At 55.4% G+C, this 18,145-nt stretch carries 13 protein-coding genes; 6 read left to right on the top strand and 7 right to left on the bottom strand.

Annotated elements, in window-relative coordinates; translation table 11 throughout:
* Positions 1–106: 106 nt before the first annotated feature.
* Positions 107–499, top strand: coding sequence for a GxxExxY protein (locus Poly59_RS21040; RefSeq protein ID WP_146536027.1), 393 nt, complete (start codon positions 107–109; stop codon positions 497–499).
* A 136-nt stretch (positions 500–635) separates the two neighbouring features.
* Here Poly59_RS21040 and Poly59_RS21035 read toward each other — a convergent pair whose 3' ends face one another.
* Together Poly59_RS21035 and yidD are read right to left on the bottom strand one after the other, a co-directional pair.
* Positions 636–2,684 carry a redoxin domain-containing protein gene (locus Poly59_RS21035; RefSeq protein ID WP_146536026.1) on the bottom strand — a complete coding sequence of 683 codons (2,049 nt, stop codon included), beginning with the start codon at positions 2,682–2,684 and terminating at the stop codon, positions 636–638.
* A gap of 118 nt (positions 2,685–2,802) precedes the next feature.
* Positions 2,803–3,024, bottom strand: a complete 222-nt coding sequence (yidD, locus tag Poly59_RS21030) for a membrane protein insertion efficiency factor YidD (RefSeq protein ID WP_146536025.1) — start codon at positions 3,022–3,024, stop codon at positions 2,803–2,805.
* A 386-nt stretch (positions 3,025–3,410) separates the two neighbouring features.
* On the opposite strand from yidD, the gene Poly59_RS21025 reads away from it, so the two are divergent.
* From Poly59_RS21025 to Poly59_RS21015, 3 genes are all read left to right on the top strand, one after another.
* Positions 3,411–4,760: a 3-keto-disaccharide hydrolase gene (locus tag Poly59_RS21025; protein WP_222436146.1), complete on the top strand. Its 1,350-nt coding sequence runs from the start codon at positions 3,411–3,413 to the stop codon at positions 4,758–4,760.
* A gap of 367 nt (positions 4,761–5,127) precedes the next feature.
* A complete protein-coding gene (gene fusA, locus Poly59_RS21020; protein WP_146536023.1) occupies positions 5,128–7,221 on the top strand; it encodes an elongation factor G in 2,094 nt (697 codons plus the stop codon).
* Between the two features lie 226 nt (positions 7,222–7,447).
* Entirely contained in the window at positions 7,448–7,789 is a 342-nt protein-coding gene (locus Poly59_RS21015; protein ID WP_146536022.1) for a hypothetical protein, read from the top strand.
* Positions 7,790–8,113: 324 nt separating this feature from the next.
* Here Poly59_RS21015 and Poly59_RS21010 read toward each other — a convergent pair whose 3' ends face one another.
* The 4 genes from Poly59_RS21010 to Poly59_RS20995 form a co-directional block, all read right to left on the bottom strand.
* Positions 8,114–9,451, bottom strand: a complete 1,338-nt coding sequence (locus tag Poly59_RS21010; RefSeq protein WP_246151812.1) for an amidohydrolase family protein — start codon at positions 9,449–9,451, stop codon at positions 8,114–8,116.
* Positions 9,448–12,696, bottom strand: coding sequence for an amidohydrolase family protein (locus Poly59_RS21005; protein ID WP_146536021.1), 3,249 nt, complete (start codon positions 12,694–12,696; stop codon positions 9,448–9,450). Before Poly59_RS21005 ends, Poly59_RS21010 begins: the two co-directional genes overlap by 4 nt.
* 75 nt (positions 12,697–12,771) lie before the next feature.
* Positions 12,772–13,635, bottom strand: coding sequence for an aminotransferase class IV (locus Poly59_RS21000; RefSeq protein WP_146536020.1), 864 nt, complete (start codon positions 13,633–13,635; stop codon positions 12,772–12,774).
* Between the two features lie 27 nt (positions 13,636–13,662).
* On the bottom strand, positions 13,663–14,736 hold the full coding sequence (locus tag Poly59_RS20995; RefSeq protein ID WP_146536019.1) for a hypothetical protein: 1,074 nt from the start codon (positions 14,734–14,736) through the stop codon (positions 13,663–13,665).
* 326 nt (positions 14,737–15,062) lie between these two features.
* On the opposite strand from Poly59_RS20995, the gene Poly59_RS20990 reads away from it, so the two are divergent.
* Together Poly59_RS20990 and Poly59_RS20985 are read left to right on the top strand one after the other, a co-directional pair.
* Positions 15,063–15,494 (top strand): hypothetical protein, encoded by a 432-nt coding sequence (locus tag Poly59_RS20990; RefSeq protein WP_222436145.1) that lies wholly within the window; start codon positions 15,063–15,065, stop codon positions 15,492–15,494.
* A 209-nt stretch (positions 15,495–15,703) separates the two neighbouring features.
* Positions 15,704–16,741, top strand: coding sequence for a transglutaminase-like domain-containing protein (locus tag Poly59_RS20985; RefSeq protein WP_146536017.1), 1,038 nt, complete (start codon positions 15,704–15,706; stop codon positions 16,739–16,741).
* A gap of 14 nt (positions 16,742–16,755) precedes the next feature.
* Here the strand turns inward: Poly59_RS20985 and Poly59_RS20980 are convergent, their stop codons facing one another.
* Positions 16,756–18,066 carry a S1C family serine protease gene (locus Poly59_RS20980; RefSeq protein WP_246151811.1) on the bottom strand — a complete coding sequence of 437 codons (1,311 nt, stop codon included), beginning with the start codon at positions 18,064–18,066 and terminating at the stop codon, positions 16,756–16,758.
* Positions 18,067–18,145 lie beyond the last annotated feature (79 nt).

Below are 18,145 nucleotides of genomic sequence, written 5' to 3'. Positions count from 1 at the left end.
GATGGCCCCGTGCGCTGCAATGCTGAGCGGCGTCCTCAAAGATTAGTGTTCGATTAGTGAAGATTAGTGTTCCCCCAAAACGCCTCTCAAAAAAGGATGCAATGTGATGTTAAAGCAAGAAGGATACGATCTGATGGGGGCCGCTTTCGAGGTCTATAACGAGCTTGGCTACGGTATGGCTGAAGATGTTTACCAATCGGCACTGGAGTTTGAACTGGGGCTTCGAAAATTTGGATTTGTTGCACAGACGGAACTCGACATCTACTTTAAGGGACATCTTCTCAATGCAAAGTACCGACCTGATCTGCTGGTATTTGGTGAAATTGTGGTCGAGTTGAAAGCTATGAATGAGTTGTGCTCGGATCATGAAGCCCAACTGTTCAATTACATGCGAATCGCCCGCAAGCGGGTTGGCTATCTCATCAACTTTGGAAAGAAGGGTGAACCGGAATGGAAACGCTTTGTTATTGACGATCTTCACGTCCCCAAGAATCGTTAAAAGTAGAATTCTGGAACACTCATCAGCACTAATCGCACACTAATTCAATCCAACTTGAACAAACCGATATGACTACAGCCCCATATCTCCAGCGTACCGGCGAGCGAATTTCGCGATGCAATTTCCGCGATGTCGATCATTGATTTCGCCAGTAGGCTTGCGATTCGATTTCGTCTTTGGTGATTCGTTGGTCGCGGTTTTCGTCGAAGGATCGGAAGGCGAAGATCCGAACACTGTGTGGCAGTTCGTCTTCGTCGATTGAATCGTCTTGGTTTTTGTCAAAGCGAGCGAAGTACTCGGCGGCGAACCGCTTTGCTTTTTCGCGGCGTTGGGTTTCCTGAGGCGACTTGACATTGTCTGCATCCGCACTGACATCAACTGCCACGGTCTTCGCTACCTCACGTTCATGCGGAACGGCAACGGCTACAAAGGTTACCGCCATTTCTTGCCACGTTTGGTCGCCCCACGTCACGTACTCGGACGGGTCAGGGTTGGTCGGATTGTCGTCCGAGTTATCGAACGTGGCGACGAACGACAAGTCATCGACATCGGCGAGATTGACGGGATCGGCGAGCGCGTAATTGTGCTGCCAATTGAAGTCATAGTGGGGGACTTCCAACAGCGTTTCCTTCTTTCCGTCGCGGACGGTCGTGAACTCGAACGATTTGCCTCGCAAGTGCATGTGAGGCATGATCGACAACAGGATGCCATCGCGAGGAAAGTACCCGATGTCGCCATCGACTTGATAGCTGGCATCACCGGGCGGAATTTCAAACTGCTGCTGGATCCCGCCGAGTGTGACGACTTCATGAGTCACTTCGGACTCGTCGGTAAAGACCAAACCGATGCGAGTGATATCGGTTTCCGGCTTTCCGGTCGGCGTGTAGTGCATTTGAAAGACGATTCGCGAACCCGCCGGAATTCGCTGGGCATAACCATCGGGCAGTTCGCTGCGGCGTTGCCCGGGGACGTAGGCCGACAACAATCCGATGGACCGAAAGTCGCCACCATCGGGTGGCCGAATGAAAGCGATCGAATGATGCACGGCCGCACGGTTGCCCGGAACCACTTCGGCAGCCTTGACCCAGCGGTCGGTTTCGAATCCCGGGTCGACGACATAGTACTGGTACTCGACTGTTTCGTCCGCCGGAATCTCGAACGGCGTCGTGGACATCGCCAGTTCTAAATCTGGTTGCTTTGGCAACTGCCATCCGTCCACGTACTTGATGGGCTCTGGCAATTCTTTGGCGTCGCCGTAGGGCATGCCGGCATCGACCCAGTCCCGCAGTTGTTGCTTGTCCGATTCGGGCATCAAACGCGCGTTGGCAATTTCCGCGTGGCCGTCGGCGGCGTGCCAGGGAGGCATGCGGTGATTGTCGATGACTTCGATCGACATGTCGGCCCAACCAACGACTTCGTCAAAGTCGTCGAGCGCGAATGGGCCGATCTCGCCCTCGCGATGGCACTCGACACAGTGTCGCTGCAGCAGACTGGCGATCTGGCCACAGTACGTTACCGGTGCATCGATCGGCAACTCGCTTTTCTGCATCGCACTTTTCGGCAAGGGATTCGACAGCGATGCTTGATTTGTTATGCGAGGCAACGCGATCAGGCATCCGACGGGCGTCGTGACAGGATTGGCGACAGGCTTGCCGGCCACCAGCGCGGCGATCGCGTCGGCGAGATCATGCTGAGTGGCTTCGGATCGGGCGATGCCGGGTTCATATTGGTCATCGATTCGCCCGCGGTACCGGACCGCGCCGACTCGATCAACCACGACGACTTCGGGAGTACGTGTTGCGCCCGCGGAAAGTGCAACGGACCGTTCGTAATCTTTGGTGATAGGGAAAGTGAGCGAGTGATCGATGGCGTACTGCTTTAGTTCTTCCATCGAGTCTTGCACGTTACTGTTGATGCCGATGAAGCGAACGCCATCGGTATCGAACCGGTCCGCCAACGCTTGCAATCTTGGGCCGTACAGTCGGGCCAGCGGGCACTCGGTCCCCAAGAAACACAACACCGTGATGTCGGCGCGATCGCTGACCGAGTAGGTGACGGCTTCACCGGTGACACTGGGCAGCGTGAACGGAGGCACATTGCTGGGGTACGACGGGTTCGGTTCGCTTGCCAATCCGGTGGAAAATGCCAGCAGCAACAAGCCAAGGCTTCCGAGCATTCGATTCATGTTCTCTTGCCGCGAGTCGTAGGACGTTGAATTGCCAGACGCATAAAAGCACAGCAGCAGAGCTTGCTGATGCCAGCGAAGTGTACCGCGAACGACGATGGGTCATGGCGACGATAGGTCATGGCGGGTCGTAGCCGCCGGGGTTCCAGGGGTGGCATCGCATGATCCGGCGTGTGCCGCGATAGATTCCTCGCACGACGCCGTATTTGCGAATCGACTCGATCGTGTACTGGCTGCAGGTGGGCGAAAACCGACAGTTCGGCCCCAACATTGGGCTGATCGCCATCTGGTAAAACCGAATCGGAGCGATGAAGACAGCGGCGAGCCCTCGTTTGATCATCGCTGGATGCTCGCGTGTAAAATTTGCTTGCCTTGGACGCCAACCCGGTGCTGACGCAGTTATCGTATGTTAGCCGAGGTTCGGCGAATTGATCACCGTACCACGCTCGGGCAGCGGTCAACTACAATCGTCGCGAAGCCGACTTGGTTTCAGAGATCATGCCTCAGAACTTGTTCAGCGATAACTCCGGAATTCACAATCTCAACATTACCTTCCCGCTTGCGGGAGGGTCGGACGCCGTAGCGGCCGGGGAGGGACTCATGCAAAACCCTCTCCGGCCGCTACGGCGTCCGACTCTCCCATAGGGAGAGTAAAATCCCGAATTTGTTTCCGCACGATCCCTCCCTTAGTACTCCCGCCCTGAATCCTCCACCCTGGAACCTTCGATGAAGACGATGAGACTTCCATTTGGCCGATCGGTCACGACCTTGGTCGCTTGTTTTGTGTTGGCTAGCCCAGCGTTTGCTGAAACTCCCGCATCTGGCGACACAGCTCGCGGGTTTACGCCGATTTTCGACGGTGAAACACTGGACGGGTGGAACGCTCGACCCCACTTCAACCCGAATGACTTTGCGGCTTTGTCAGATGACGAGCGCAGCGAGAAACTTGATCAGTGGATGGGCGAAGCGAAACAGCATTGGACGATCGAAAATGGCGAACTGGTCAACGACGGCAAAGGCCCGTACCTGACCACGGCCAAGGACTACGGCGACTACGAATTGATGCTGGAATACAAGACCGTTCCGGGCGCCGACAGCGGAATCTATTTGAAAGGAACGCCCCAGGTTCAGATTTGGGACTACACCGATCCTGCCAAATTTAAGATTGGATCGGATCTCGGCAGCGGCGGACTTTGGAATAACAGCGAAGGTGCGGCGGGCAAAAACCCGTTTGTCCTGGCCGATGCACCACTAGGCAGTTGGAACCAAGTTCGCATTGTCCAAGTCGGTGCGCGAACGACGGTTTACTTGAATGATCTGTTGGTGGTCGATCACGCGATCATGGAAAACTACTGGGACCGCGCGGCACCGCTGCTGAAGTCGGGGCCGATTGAATTGCAAACTCATGGCGGCGAGATCCGTTGGCGAAAATTGGCGGTCAAAGAACTATCGCCCGAAGAAGCCAACGCTGTTCTTCAAAACCATCACTCGCAAGCGTTCAAGTCGCTGTTCAACGGCGACGACTTGTCGGGATGGCAGGGCGCAACGGACAATTACGAAGTCGTCAACAACGCAATCGTGTGCAAAAAAGGATCGGGCGGGTTGCTGTTGACCGAAGACGAGTACGCCAACTTCATCGCACGCGTCGAGTTCCGCTTGCCGCCAGGCGGCAACAACGGCTTGGCGATCCGGTCGGGCGGCGAAGGCGACGCAGCCTACGCAGCGATGACCGAGTTGCAGGTACTCGATTCCGAGCATCCCAAGTATGCCAAGCTTGACGCTCGCCAGTATCACGGCAGTGCCTACGGGATGGCAGCGGCGGTTCGCGGCTACCTGCGTCCCACTGGCGAGTGGAATTTCCAAGAAGTCACCGTTGACGGGTCGAAAATCAAGGTCGAACTGAACGGCAACGTGATCCTGGACACGGACCTGTCCGAGGCAAAAGACTTTTTGGCTGACAAGAAGCACCCGGGACTGACGCGGACAAGCGGCTTCTTTGGATTTGCAGGGCACAACGATCCGGTTGAGTTCCGCAAGGTGTCGATCAAGCGATTGCCGGAAACTGCGGCAAAATAGCGGCCCCTCGGCCCCCGCTGCTGATTGCAAGACGCGGCTACGGAACCACTTGCCTACTTACCTACGTGCTGGTTCCGTAGCTTCGTTTTCGTGTCCTGGTCAGGCTGACCGGATCATGGATACTTAGTGATCCCATACCTAGGACTTGTTCGGAAAAAACACCGGCATTCACGAGGCTCAACCATACACTCTCCCGCCCCGCGGGAGGGTCGGACGCAGTCGCGGCCGGGGAGGGCCGTATGCCAAACCCTCTCCGGCCGCTACTGCGTCCGATTCTTCCAGAGGGAGAGTGATGCCCAGTACTTATTTCCGCACGATCCGTTAGCGAATTCCGTTCGTTGATCCCTGCATTCCTGATACCAGATCCATGGCCACCGACATATCCAAGCTCCGTAACATCGGCATCATCGCGCACATCGATGCCGGTAAAACCACCGTCACCGAGCGGATGCTGTTTCTAAGCGGAGCCAAACACCGGGTCGGTCGCGTCGACCACGGCACGACGGATACCGACGATGATCCGGAAGAACAGGAACGTGGCATCACAATCTTTTCAGCGTGTGTGAAGTACCGCTGGCAAGAATACAACATCAACTTGCTGGACACGCCTGGCCACGTTGACTTTACCGCTGAAGTCGAGCGATGTCTGCGAGTGCTCGACGGCGCGGTTACCGTCTTTTCGGCTCGCGAGGGTGTCGAGGCACAAAGCGAAACGGTTTGGCGACAAGCCGATCGTTACGAAGTTCCGCGGATCGTGTTCATCAACAAAATGGACCGCGAAGGCGCCAATTTCGAATCCGTCCTCAACGATATCCAGCCGCGTCTGGGCGGCAACCCGGTCGCGATCGAATTGCCGGTCGGCCAAGGTCCGCCGCACGTGTCGGATCCTTTCCGCGGCGTGATCGACTTGATCGACATGAAGATGCTGGAATTCGATCCCGAAACCGATGGCAAGCAGATCAAAGAAACCGAGGTTCCCGCCGAACTTCGCGACGATGCACTGCTGTGGCGTGAACAGATGCTTGACGCTGTCTATGACCTCAGCGAAGAAGCAGCCAACTTGGCGCTCGAAGACAAAGAAGTCCCTCGCGACCTGATCATCGCCGCACTTCGCGACGGCGTTATCCAGCGCAAGATCCAGGTCGTCTTGTGCGGATCGGCGCTGCACGGAATGGGCATCCAGCCGTTGATGACGGCCGTTGGCAATTTCCTACCCAGCCCGCTGGACCGGCCACCGGTCGAAGGCGTTGATCCCAAGAACCATGACAAAGTCCTCATTCGCAAACCAGATGCGAAAGAACCGTTCTGCGGATTGGTCTTCAAAATTTTGCCCGCCAAGACCGGCGACAATTATTGGATCCGCGTTTACAGCGGCGAACTATCCCAGAACTCTCGCGTGCAGTGCCCCAATCGCGACAAAAAAGAAAACATCGCCCAGATCTGGCAGATCCACGCCACCAAGAAAGATCGCGACGGCCAAGTCGAAGTCGTTTCGGCGGGCGACATCGCGTGCGTGATCGGGCCCCGTTTCGCGATCACGGGCGACACGGTCTGTGACAGTCAGAATGCCATCGAATTGCCAAGCATCAAGTTTGCCGAAACCGTGATCTCGATGGCGATCGAACCCGAGAGCACATCCGACAAAAAGAAGCTCGAAGAAACGCTCGACATGATCCGTCGCCAAGACCCAACCTTCCGCGCGGTGGAGAACGAAGAATCGGGACAAACCTTGATCAGCGGCATGGGCGAACTGCACCTCGAAGTGATCCAGCACCGTTTGACTCGCGACTTTGGGCTGAACGTCAAGTTCTATAAGCCGCGTGTGAATTACCGCGAAACGATCGGCGGCAGTGCGGACGTTGTCGGAATCTGCAATCGGCAAATGGGTGGTACTCAAATGTTTGCTCGCATGAGCATCAAGGTTTCGCCGCTCGAAGACACGGCGGCTCCGGTGCAAGTGTTTGATCGACTGCCGCCCGACGCACCGCTTGCCAACAATGTACGCCAAGCGGCAATGGACGAAATTCGCGAACGGGCCGCTGGTGGTGGTTTGTTAGCAGGGTTCCCATTGTCGGGTGTCCGGATCGAAGTCTACGCAGTCGAAACCGCCGAAGAAGGCTCGGACGAAATTGCTTTCCGCATCGCCGCCGGCGACGCATTCGACAAAGGACTCGAAAAGGCAGGGCCAGTCCTACTGGAACCAGTGATGCGTGTGGAAGTGACAACGCCCGACGAATACATGGGCGAATTGGTAGGTGACCTGCAACAGCGCCGGGCCATCATCGCGCTAACCGAAACGCGAGGTCAGATGACAGTCATCACCGCTCACGCGCCCCTGAAGGAAATGTTCGGCTACAGCGGCGCCGTTCGCAGTCTGAGCCAAGGCCGCGCCGGCAGCAGCATGGAACCACTGAATTATCAACCGGCCCCCAAGGCGGATGCAGACGCGTTCCTGATGTAAATCGCACGCGTGCCGCACGCGGCAATCCGATCCGTGCAATCGTTACAACCGCGACGTTTTTCAATCCAGTCGCATGTCACCGCATTTTTGCCTGGCTTCGGCCCGGCCTGTCGGGTCGGCGTAGGCTAATCGTTGATGTCTTGAAGAACCGCTTCGAGTTTTCATTCATGCCGCTGTTATGTCGATTGCAACTTCTCCCTCTCAATTCGGCGTCCGACTTCGGTCGATGAGCGTTGCGTTTGCAGGCACGATGATGATCGGATTTTCCGTTTACACATCGGTGAGCTGGTATTTTCAGTCGCGACAAGCAAGCGAAGCGATGGTTGCGAGGGACTTCCTTCACGATCTGCGCAGCGCGCAATCACAGTATTTCGACCAACATGGCGAATTCGCAACGTCTGTCGATCAGCTTGACCTTTCGCGCCCAATCCCGCCCTATTTCGCCTGCGGTTCAATCAACGTCGACACACCGACGCAGTGGACACTGCCGCTAACACGGGTCGGTTCGTTCTTTGGACAGGGGACTCGATCGATGGTTTTCACCGGTGAACGTCACCACGAAAACTGACCCGGCGGAAAAGCTTCCAGGACGAAGTGCAACCGCAACTGGTTGGTCGCTCCACTGCGTTGAATGTGGGTTTCGGATCAACGACCATCGGGAGGAACGTAAGTTCAACAGGGTTCACTGAGGCCCGATCCGGTGACGTCCAAATTCGCAGCACGGAAGACTGACGGCGATGGCGTTTATTACAATTGCGTCAGCGACAATCGATGGACATGTCCGATCGACCGCATCACGAGCGGTAGAGAGAGTTCGTTGCAAAAGTCGTCAGCGGTTTGTCGATTTAGGCACAAACGAGCAGTAACGGACTGCTGATGAATCCGCTTCAGACTACTGCTGATATTTCTGTTTGTACTTTTCGAACAGCATCGTGTGGCGACTGGTCAAGTCGACGGTACGACCTTGAATCCAGGCCTTACTGACATGAGTCTCCGTTTCCAGCACATCGCCATCACACAGAATTAGCGTTGCGTCTTTACCGGCGGTGACGGATCCGATTTGCTGATCCACACCTAGGATCGTTGCCGCCGACAACGTGATCGCGCGGATCGCTTCATCACGATCCAGCCCATAGGCAACCGCGTTGGCTGCATGATACGGCAAGTTTCGTGCGTTCGATGAACCACCGGGATACCCGGGCCCTTCACCACAGATGGCGAACTTCACCCCTGCTTTCCAAAGCCGCTCGGGAAGCGTGTAGGGTGCGTCATACGCATCGCCGCGACGCAGCGGCAACCGATACGTTCCGGCAACGATCACCGGAATGTCAAAACGTTTCAACAGATCAGCACACTCGGCCGCATCATAGCCACCACAGATCACCAATCGAATCTTGCGGCCGACGGCATAAGCAACCGCAGACTCGATCGTTGATTGACGATTGGCTTCGACAAACAACGGTCGCTCGCCCTTGATCACCGGCAGCAACGATTCCAGTCTTAGATCAGTCGCGACTGCAATCGTGCCAGCAGCACGTGCTTCGCCATAACGAGTCGCCTGGTCGAACCAATCATCTAACTCAGCAAGCTTCTCGTCTCGCTTTTCGGCAACCTTGGCTGCGTCTTTGTCGCTCGGCTGCATCGACTCCCAGTTCACGCTCAAGCCGGCCGGTGCCAACAGATTCATCTCACTTGTCATCCAGCCGTCTAACTGCATGACCGAAGTTTGACCGCGAACGAAGCTGCCACCGGGCGAAACGTGGGCAATCAGAACGCCGCCGGCCCGCGCCACCGGGATCAGTTCGCTGTCCGGATTCACCGCAACCCAGGAACGCACATTGGGATTGCGATCCCCACGTTCGCGACTGTCAACAGATTCATCGACTGACAGAATTTCGCGAAGCCCCAGATCTGTCATCGATTCGATCAGTCCGGGGTAAACGTGTTTGCCCGTCCCGTCAACAACGATACAGTTGTCGGGCGAGTCAACTGTTTTGCCAACCGCGACAATCTTGCCATCGTCAAACAATACTGAACCTTTCTGAATCGTCGGCTCATCAACACGATGGATCGTCGCGTCTTGGATCAAGATCGGCTGCGTTTGCTTGGGTCCAGGAATCTGGTCGCTAGCCACTAACAAAGTCGCCAGTAAACCAGTCGTCAGTGAACCAGTCGCCAGCGAACCAGTCGCGATGGCGAGCGAGGCCATCATTGGGATCATTCGTTTCATCGGTTGTCTCCTCGGTTTTGTCCAGCATTGCAAAAGATGTCGAACCGAAACCATCGATCCTCTTCATCCGGATCCTGATCTTTCACTTCATCTTTCTTGTCACTGTCGTTCTTGTCGCTGACATCCTTTGATGTCGCCAAGCGAATCAGTTCCGTCAGAGTCTTCTGATCGCGTTCCCGCATCTTTCGATCGGTTGCAATCGAGAAGTACTGCTGGCCATCGATCCACGTCTGTTCGCACCGCGTTGTGGTTGACAGCGGACGCCCGCTCCAGACGACCAAGTCGGCGTCTTTGCCGACTTCGATTGAGCCAACACGATCATCGATCCGTAGCTGTTTTGCTGGATTTAGCGTCACAAACTTCAACGCCTCTTGTTCCGGAACGCCACCGTACTTGGTCGCTTTGGCGGCTTCGGTATTCAGGTGCCGAGCCAGTTCAGCATCATCGCTGTTGAACGATACCGTCACGCCGGCGTTGTGCAACAAGACGCCGTTATAGGGAATCGCGTCAAAGACTTCGAACTTGTAGGCCCACCAGTCCGCAAACGACGACGCCATCGCGCCATGCGACGCGATACGATCAGCGACTTTATAGCCTTCCAAAATGTGCTGCAGCGTTCCAATTTGAATATTGAATTCTTCCAACACATCCAAGGTCGCAACGATTTCGTCTTGCCGGTAACTATGACAGTGAACCCACCGCTCGCCCTGTTGAATTTCAACCAATGCGTCCAACTGCAAGTCACGGCGAGGTGGCAAGGCCGAACGATCGCCTGACCTCCAAGCTTTCCAAGCCGCATCGTATTGGCGTGCAGCCAGAAACTGATCTCGCAAGATCTGTTCGACGCCCATGCGTGTGTTGGGATAACGGCTTTCAGATCGTTTGACGTTCTCGCCAAGTGCAAACTTGATTCCTGCTGGTGCCTGCGAAAACTTCATCCCCGACATTGATTCGCCCCAACGAAATTTGATCGTCTGGCTTTGACCGCCGATCGGATTCGCCGATCCATGCAGCACGTTCGCGGTCGTGACTCCACCAGCGAGTTGTCGATAAATGGAGATGTCACTGTTGTCGATAAAATCACCGATTCGCACCTCGGCAGTGACGTCTTGCCCCGATTCGTTGATGCCGCCATCGGTGGCGGCGTGAGAATGACAATCAATCAATCCCGGGGTGATGTGTTTGCCTTTGGCATCGACAATGTGAGTTCCCGCCGGAGCCTTCAAATCCATTCCAACGTCAACGATCTTGCCGTCTTTCACTAAGACATCGCCACGTTCAAGTTTGCCCATCGGTCCACAGGTCCAAACGGTGGCATCACGAAACAGGACCGAATCATGCACCGCCGGTGGCTCGGTAAGCCCAAACGATCCCAGGGGATAAGTCACCGCGATCGATTCAGTGCTGGGTTTCGTCTCGTCACTTTTCTCGTCACTGTCTTTGTTGCGTTCTTCCTTCTTCCCTTCCTCTTCTTTCTCGTCGTCTTCTTTCTCGTCGTCTTCTTTGACAACTCTTTTCAAATTCAGGGTACGTCGTTCACCGCTGGGGCCAACCAGCGTTGCAAAGATAGTGGGTTCGTTCGAATCGCTGCCGGCGGGCTGAATTGTGACGAGAGTCAAACGCGACAATCCGTCAACAAATCGCAAACCGAGGTCATCTTTGAACGATGCCAACTCCACCGACGCTGACAGACGTTCTCGTTGGCGAATGAGATTGGCAAGTTCAATTTCAACCGACTTGGGCGTTTCGTCTTCGACTTCCTTTTCATCGCTCTGCTGACCTTCCTCGTCATCGCTAGCGACGACCACATCAACTTGCAACTTTGCAGCAAAAGTCTTGCCTTTGTTGCGAATAAGAAGTGTTGCTGGAAGTGATCCATCCTTGGTCGGCAAGTTCAGTCGCCATTGACCAATCAGTGGATCGTCTGTTTTCATCGATTCACTTTCGACCGGAAACCTTTGGCCAGCGACCCAAGTATCCATCACCTTTGTTTTTTCGCTAAACAAATCGCCGTCGGTGACCACCAAGTTCGCCAACATTCCTGCGCGAACTCGGCCAACTTGGTCCTCGATGCCCAACAATCGCGCGGGCGTCGTCGTGATCGATGCGTGAGCAACCGTCGGATCCAAACCACGTGCCACGGCGGTGCGTACGTTCTTTAAGAATTTTCCCGGGTCATCCAATCCGTCCGTCGTCAAACAAAACTCGACACCAGCGGCAGCCAACTTGGCAGGATTTTCGGGTGCCAGTCGCCAGTGCATCCAATCGACCAACGGGGCTTCGCGAATCGATTCAGCGGTTGCCGCATCTGGCGTGTCGGGAAAGTTTACTGGCACCAACACCGTCGACACGCGGTTTGCGATTTCTTCGATCGCACGGTATTCGCGTCCACTGCCGCGGACGATCAGGGAGACCGAAAACTCGTCGCAAACATCGGCCGCGCGGATCGCCATTCGCTCATTGGCTGCATCAATCACCAACGATTGTGACTGGAAGACTTGTGCGAGTGCTTCCAAAGCCACATTGCGCTCGGGACGTGGCAAGTCGTCACGAAGTCCGTAAGCATGAACTGCATCGCGATACCAAATCGTGTCATAGAGTGATTGACGAACCAGCGCCGTGGCCCCCATCGGCGAATTTGGATTTCGCCCGCGATTCGATCCGCGTGGCACCGTCAACGTCGCATGCTGGAACACTTGATCGCGAAGCAATCGCTGAGGACTTTCGGGATCAACCGTTAAAACAACGCAACTGGTTCCTTTGATGATGCCGTCTTTCGGCGCCAGAAGTTCTGCAGTGATTCCTTGATCCCGACGCTTCTTCAGATCGCTGCCCGCCGCGGTAACTGCCGACGCCGCTTGATCTTGGGGCGTGACATTGGCGTTCCAATATCCAGCCGGATCGTCGCCGCCGTTTCGCGGCAGTTCGACGTCGTGCATCGCATCGATCAGGCCCGCATGAACCCGTTGGCCGGCGATGTCGATCGTTTGCGTGCCCGGCGGCGGATCAATTTCGGGCGCGACACGAACGATCACGTTCCCCTGGATCAGAACATCCATCCGAGAGGGATCCTGGCCAGGCTCGGTCACGACATCGCCGCCACTTAGCAGAATCGGTGACGCATCGGCTGACCGAAGGCCTACCACGGGACGCGTTGACGTTGATTGCTGAGCCGCCACGTTTGGCGACATCAACGCTGTGCCGATGACTGCACCGAACAACGCAAAAACCTGAAAACGTTTCATTTGTGAACTCGACCCGAACCTTGGCAAACCAGTGATCGCCCCAGGATACTCGAATGTCGCCGAAACGCAGACGGCTTAACCGGCCCAGACGTCCGAAGCGGCCAAAATAGAATAGACCGGCCCAGGCTTACCGCCACTGACAGTATGGTTGCCGATCCGATTGGCGAACCAAACGCCCGTATCTGTCCCCATCAACAACACCTCGTCAGCACCGACGACACGATCTGGTGAAAGTCTCTCACGCCGCCACGGGATACTGTTTCGGCTGGCGATCCGTTCAACGACCGATTGAGTGATCCCGCCCAAGACTTGTTCGGATGGTGGCGACGTGATGCTTCCTGATTCGACGATCGCAAAGTTCGCGATGCTGGATTCGGTCACCGAACCATCGTCATCGACCAGCATCCCCATGGCATCGTCGGCAAACTTTCTCGCGACACTGTCGGCTCGAAAATAGTGCAGCCGACAACGGACCTTGATCGATCGCGCCCAAACGTCCGCGTGAGGCTGGCGAACATTGGTGATTACCACTGGTTGCCCCAACGTTTGACGTCGACCAATCGTCGTCACATCAAGCGAATTCAGATGGATCCCCAACGTTGCATCCGAACCGCCACTAATTCCGGGCGTCGCGAACAGCGTGACTCCGAACTCTTTGCGTTTTGCGAGCCACGAAAGATTGCGTCGTTGCAATTCGTCCATCAACGCGTTAATACCGACCGGATCGATACCCAGGTTCAATCCGAGATAGTCGAGCGAAGTCTGCCACCGCACTAAGTGAGCATCGACTTCGAACAAGACACCTCCATAGGTGCGTAGTCTTTCAACGACCGTGACCCCTTGCCGAAATCCGGCATCGTCAACCGAGATTCGCATTTGATCATGTTCCACCCAGCAACCGGACAGGTATCCGATGCGATGGTCCGATAGATCATTCATACACGTATAACTAGGATCATCAAAGGCTTACATTCCGAGCAACGACAATTCATCAGCATTTATCAATTCGGCCATTCCTCGGCCTGCACGGCAGGGTGCTTGATAGTAATCCAGTTCGACATGCTGTGACCCGACAAATGGGGCACAGTCTTTAGAAACAACCTCCAACTTTGAACCGTCAAAACGAGGCGCGAACGAACGAGGTCCAGAATACCCAAGTGCCAGTTGGCCTCGAACTCGATCGATCAACCAATAACGTTTCAGCACGGCGTCGCGTTGGTTGTAAAACAAAGTCAATTGCTGCAGGTTCTTTGTTGCTAACTGATGATACCCGTTTTGGTTCATCCAATTACTTGCGATGGCCGGCGCGACCAAACCCGCTTCGATCGGCATGCCCATCACCGGCGGTCCCGACAGCGACCGACCGCCGAGCGAACCACCGGCGAGTGCGTGCAACGATCCAGTCACAATTCGCCCACCGAAACTGTATCCGAGCAACGTGGTGGGAGTAGCGAATTCCGCATGCTTCCGCAAAACCGATGCAAGATACAGTCCTTGGGCGTCGGTTCGCTCGGCTTTCAAGCGAGCGTCTTTTGCCAAGATCCCCACTTGTTCGCTAGGCCAACTGTAAACGACCCAATCAAGCGGCACTGGATCGCGAAACGGCAGAATCTTTCGATAGACGGCCAAGCCACGATCAATTGCATCACAGTTATTCTCGATGCGATTGCCATGAACATAGATTACCGTTCGTCGTCCTTCGGGTCTTGTCAGCAAGTATTCATCCATCGACGACGCGGCCGTATTCCCACAAACATCTAATGCGCGAACATCAAAGTGGGGCGAGTCGACATCAGCACAGCAAACGTCACTACTGATGTGCCGCGTATTGAACAGCCACAAGCGATCCGCTGAACTCGCAGGCACTGTTGAACCGGCATGCACTGTTGAACGGGCATGCACTGACGCGGAGTGTGTTGACCCAATATCTGCGAAGACATCTTCGCCATTGGACTCGGCCGCCACTGAGACTGACGCGGCGACCACCACACCACATATCAAAAAGAAACTATTTCGAAAATTCTTAAAATCGGTAGGCATTGTGTCAGCTTGTGAAGGAATTCTAGCGTGATGTTGCACTCTGTCATCAAAATGTTGCCCAAAAATAACGATGTTGCGTTTGCACAACACGTCCTACGTCGTATTTTTGTCTGGTCTCGCATCCGAGATCACCGAATACGCTCTCTATGCATGTCAAGGAAACTATGATGAATAGTCGGATTGCTTCGATTATGACAGCAGCGACACTAGTCGTTCTAACCACAGGCTGTTCCGGGACCAGAAACTTTCTGTTTGGTCGTGGTGCGCGATGTGGACTTTGCACAAAGTTGGGCAGTTGTCTGCCCACGCCAAATTTTGGAAACATGATGCCGTCGCCATGCGCAACAGGCACCTGTGGATTGGCACCGACGGTGTCACCATCTTACGCGCCGCCATTCGCGCCAACCTACCAGGCCCCTCAAAGCGTGGTCACGGCACCACCGTGTGGTTGCCAACAATACGCCGACAACTCGTGCCCATCGGACGTCTATTCCAGCGGTACTTGCGGATGCGGTAACCCCATCGGCGGCTACAGTTCAGACAGCTACGGCCCCAGCAACTACGCACCAAGCGTTTCGGATCCCTACCTCTCGTCAGGCCAAATCATGGGGGACTCGGGCTATTCGCTAGGGGCACCCGTGGAATCCTATCCATCGTCACCGATCCCAACGGGTGAATGGAATGCAAGAAAAATTGACACCGACGGAAATCAAATTCTTTGGGAAGAACCATTACCATCGGGTGCAAATCCTCAGTAATTAATTATTCCACCAGACATTGAAGCTACTAAAATAAACGATCATCGAGCGGTTTGAACGTCAGGCTTGATGGTCGACAACGCAGATATAATTTTGACATACAGAGCGACGGTCGGAGCAGAGCTGCTTTTCCAAGCATGCCTTTGCTCCGACCGTTTCGGTTTTCCCATTGAAAGATTTCGGTTGTGAACATCGCCAACGATCAAGCTATGAATCTATCCCGTCGCCAGTGGTTGCTAAGTGCGTCAGCGATTGCCGCGTGCGGATGGTCAGCGCGACCATCGGTGGCGCAAGATGCGGATTCAGATTTAGATAGGGCAGACACGGCCGCGGCGGGTTCCGATACGGCGACGTCGAGCGACGACAAGCGGCTGATTTATGACTCGCCGCAGACACAGAACTGGAAGATCGGCTTGATCTTAAACACGCCGGTCACTTGCTCCAACGTGCTAGCCACCTATGTCGTGCCGATGAACTGGCCGGAACAGACTGTGACGCTAGTCAACCAGACGATCGACCGCGGCGTCACGGGCTGGAAAACACGCGACCTGCCGGGTGGAGCTCGCCAAGTCGTCGTGCAAATGGCACGAGTGACTGCGGGCTCGACCGTCGAAGCAACATTCGAGTTTGCCGTTGAACGATCGCGAATTCTGCCATCGGAAAACACCAGCGACTTGGTCCTTCCCAAACGCGTGCCGCGAGAACTGCGCAACTACATGGGCAACAGCCCCAACATCGACGCCAGTCATGGCCGGATCAGGGCGGTCGCGCGTGAGCTAAATGAAAAGGACGCGGAAAACGATTGGCAACGAATTGAACAAATTTATGACTACGTTCGCGACAACGTCGAATACGTCGAAGGTCCGATTCGAAATGCTTCGGACGCCCTCAAAGACGGCAAGGGTGACTGCGAAGACATGACCAGCCTGTTCGTGGCGTTGTGTCGAAACAACGGAATCCCGGCGCGGATGGTTTGGATTCCCGATCACTGTTATCCCGAGTACTATCTCGAGACGCCCAAGGTCGACGGAAAGGAAGGCGAGGGAATTTGGTTTCCGTGCCAAGCTGCTGGTACACGCCAATTTGGACGCATGGACGAGCATCGGCCAGTGCTACAGAAAGGTGATCGCTTCAAAGTCCCCGAGTCGAGCACTCCGCAGCGGTACGTCAGCGAGTACTTCCAGTGCGACCGATTCGGTAAAAGTAGTCCACGACCAAAATTCATTCGTGACCTGATCGACGTATAGTTGCGGCTGTCGTCTTACGAAGCATCCGGTTCCGAGTCAACTTGCGGTTGATCGGCTTCGACTTCCGGACGCGGTTCTTCGGCTATGACTTTCGTGTCTGAGTCCGATTTGCTATTGCTTGATTCAACTTCGTCGTCCTTGCTGGCCGTTAGGGTCGGGTCTTCGATCGATGCGATTTCGATCTGTAGCGAGATTTCTTTTTCGCCGCGAACGATTTTGAAGTCTTGGAACGAACCAACGGGCAAGCGTTCCACGGCTGCCTGCAGGTTTGAAGGATCTTTGATCGGCTCGCCATCGATTTCAACGATCACATCAAGTGGCTTGATCCCGCCGCGAGCCGCCGCCGATCCGTCGATGACCTGATAGGCGAGGACGCCCAAGCCGACGGGCAAGTCGAATTTCGCAGCGATCTTCGGACTCAGTTCGGCAATGCGAATACCAATCGCGGCGCGGCGAACCTTGCCGTGGGCGGCTAGTTCTTTGGCGATCCATTTGGCATGGTTGATGGGAATCGCGAAACCAATGCCTTGGTAGCCACCGTTGCGAGTTGCGATCGCGGTGCTGATCGCGACGACCTCACCATCTAAATCGATCAGCGGTCCACCCGAATTCCCCGGATTGATCGCGGCGTCCGTTTGGATCAAACGACCTCGGTTGATCCGCCGGATCGCCCGATTCTTTGCGCTAATGATGCCCGCGCTAACGGTCGCTTCCAATCGAAACGGGCTGCCGATGGCTAAAACCCAGTCGCCAATCTCGATGGCGTCCGAATCGCCAAGTCCCGCGTCGACGAACGGTTCGTCGCGGCTTATTCGCAGCGTCGCCACGTCGCTGGCCGGATCACCGAAGACATCGGTTGCTTCGATTTCAGTTTCATCGGACAACTGGACGACAACTCGTTTGGCGCCGGTGATGACGTGATTGTTGGTGATCACCATCCCATCGGGGCTGATGATAACACCGCTGCCAATGCCGGTCAGTTGCTTGTCGTCGATCTCCAGCTCTGATTCTTGCTGACTTTCATTCGGCTTGGCTTGGCCAGACGGATCGCCGCCGTCGTTCGTCGCTTTCCCGAGTCCAGCTTGGCCGTACGACAAAATGGTGACGACCGACGGCGTGGCCTTGCGAGCTGCGAACCGAAATGCTCGGGACAATGCCCGCGGACCGGCTAGCACCGCCGCATGATCTTGGTTGGCGGCAGCTTCTTTGGCGGGTGGGTCCGCCGCGACGCAGGGAATCACACTGCTGGCAGGTATCCCCCCCAAGACTGATCCGCATACGATGGCAGCAGCGATGGCATGCCGTACAAAAGCAGGTGAGCACATTATGATCAAATTCCGTGGCGATTCGCGTTGTCCGTGAGTCATCTAATATAACGGACGGACCAAGACTTGTATCCGACCT

Source organism: Rubripirellula reticaptiva, from assembly GCF_007860175.1.
Classification (GTDB): Bacteria; Planctomycetota; Planctomycetia; order Pirellulales; family Pirellulaceae; genus Rubripirellula; species Rubripirellula reticaptiva.
Note: the sequence above shows the minus strand (reverse complement) of the source record. Positions and strands in the feature narration are given on the sequence as shown.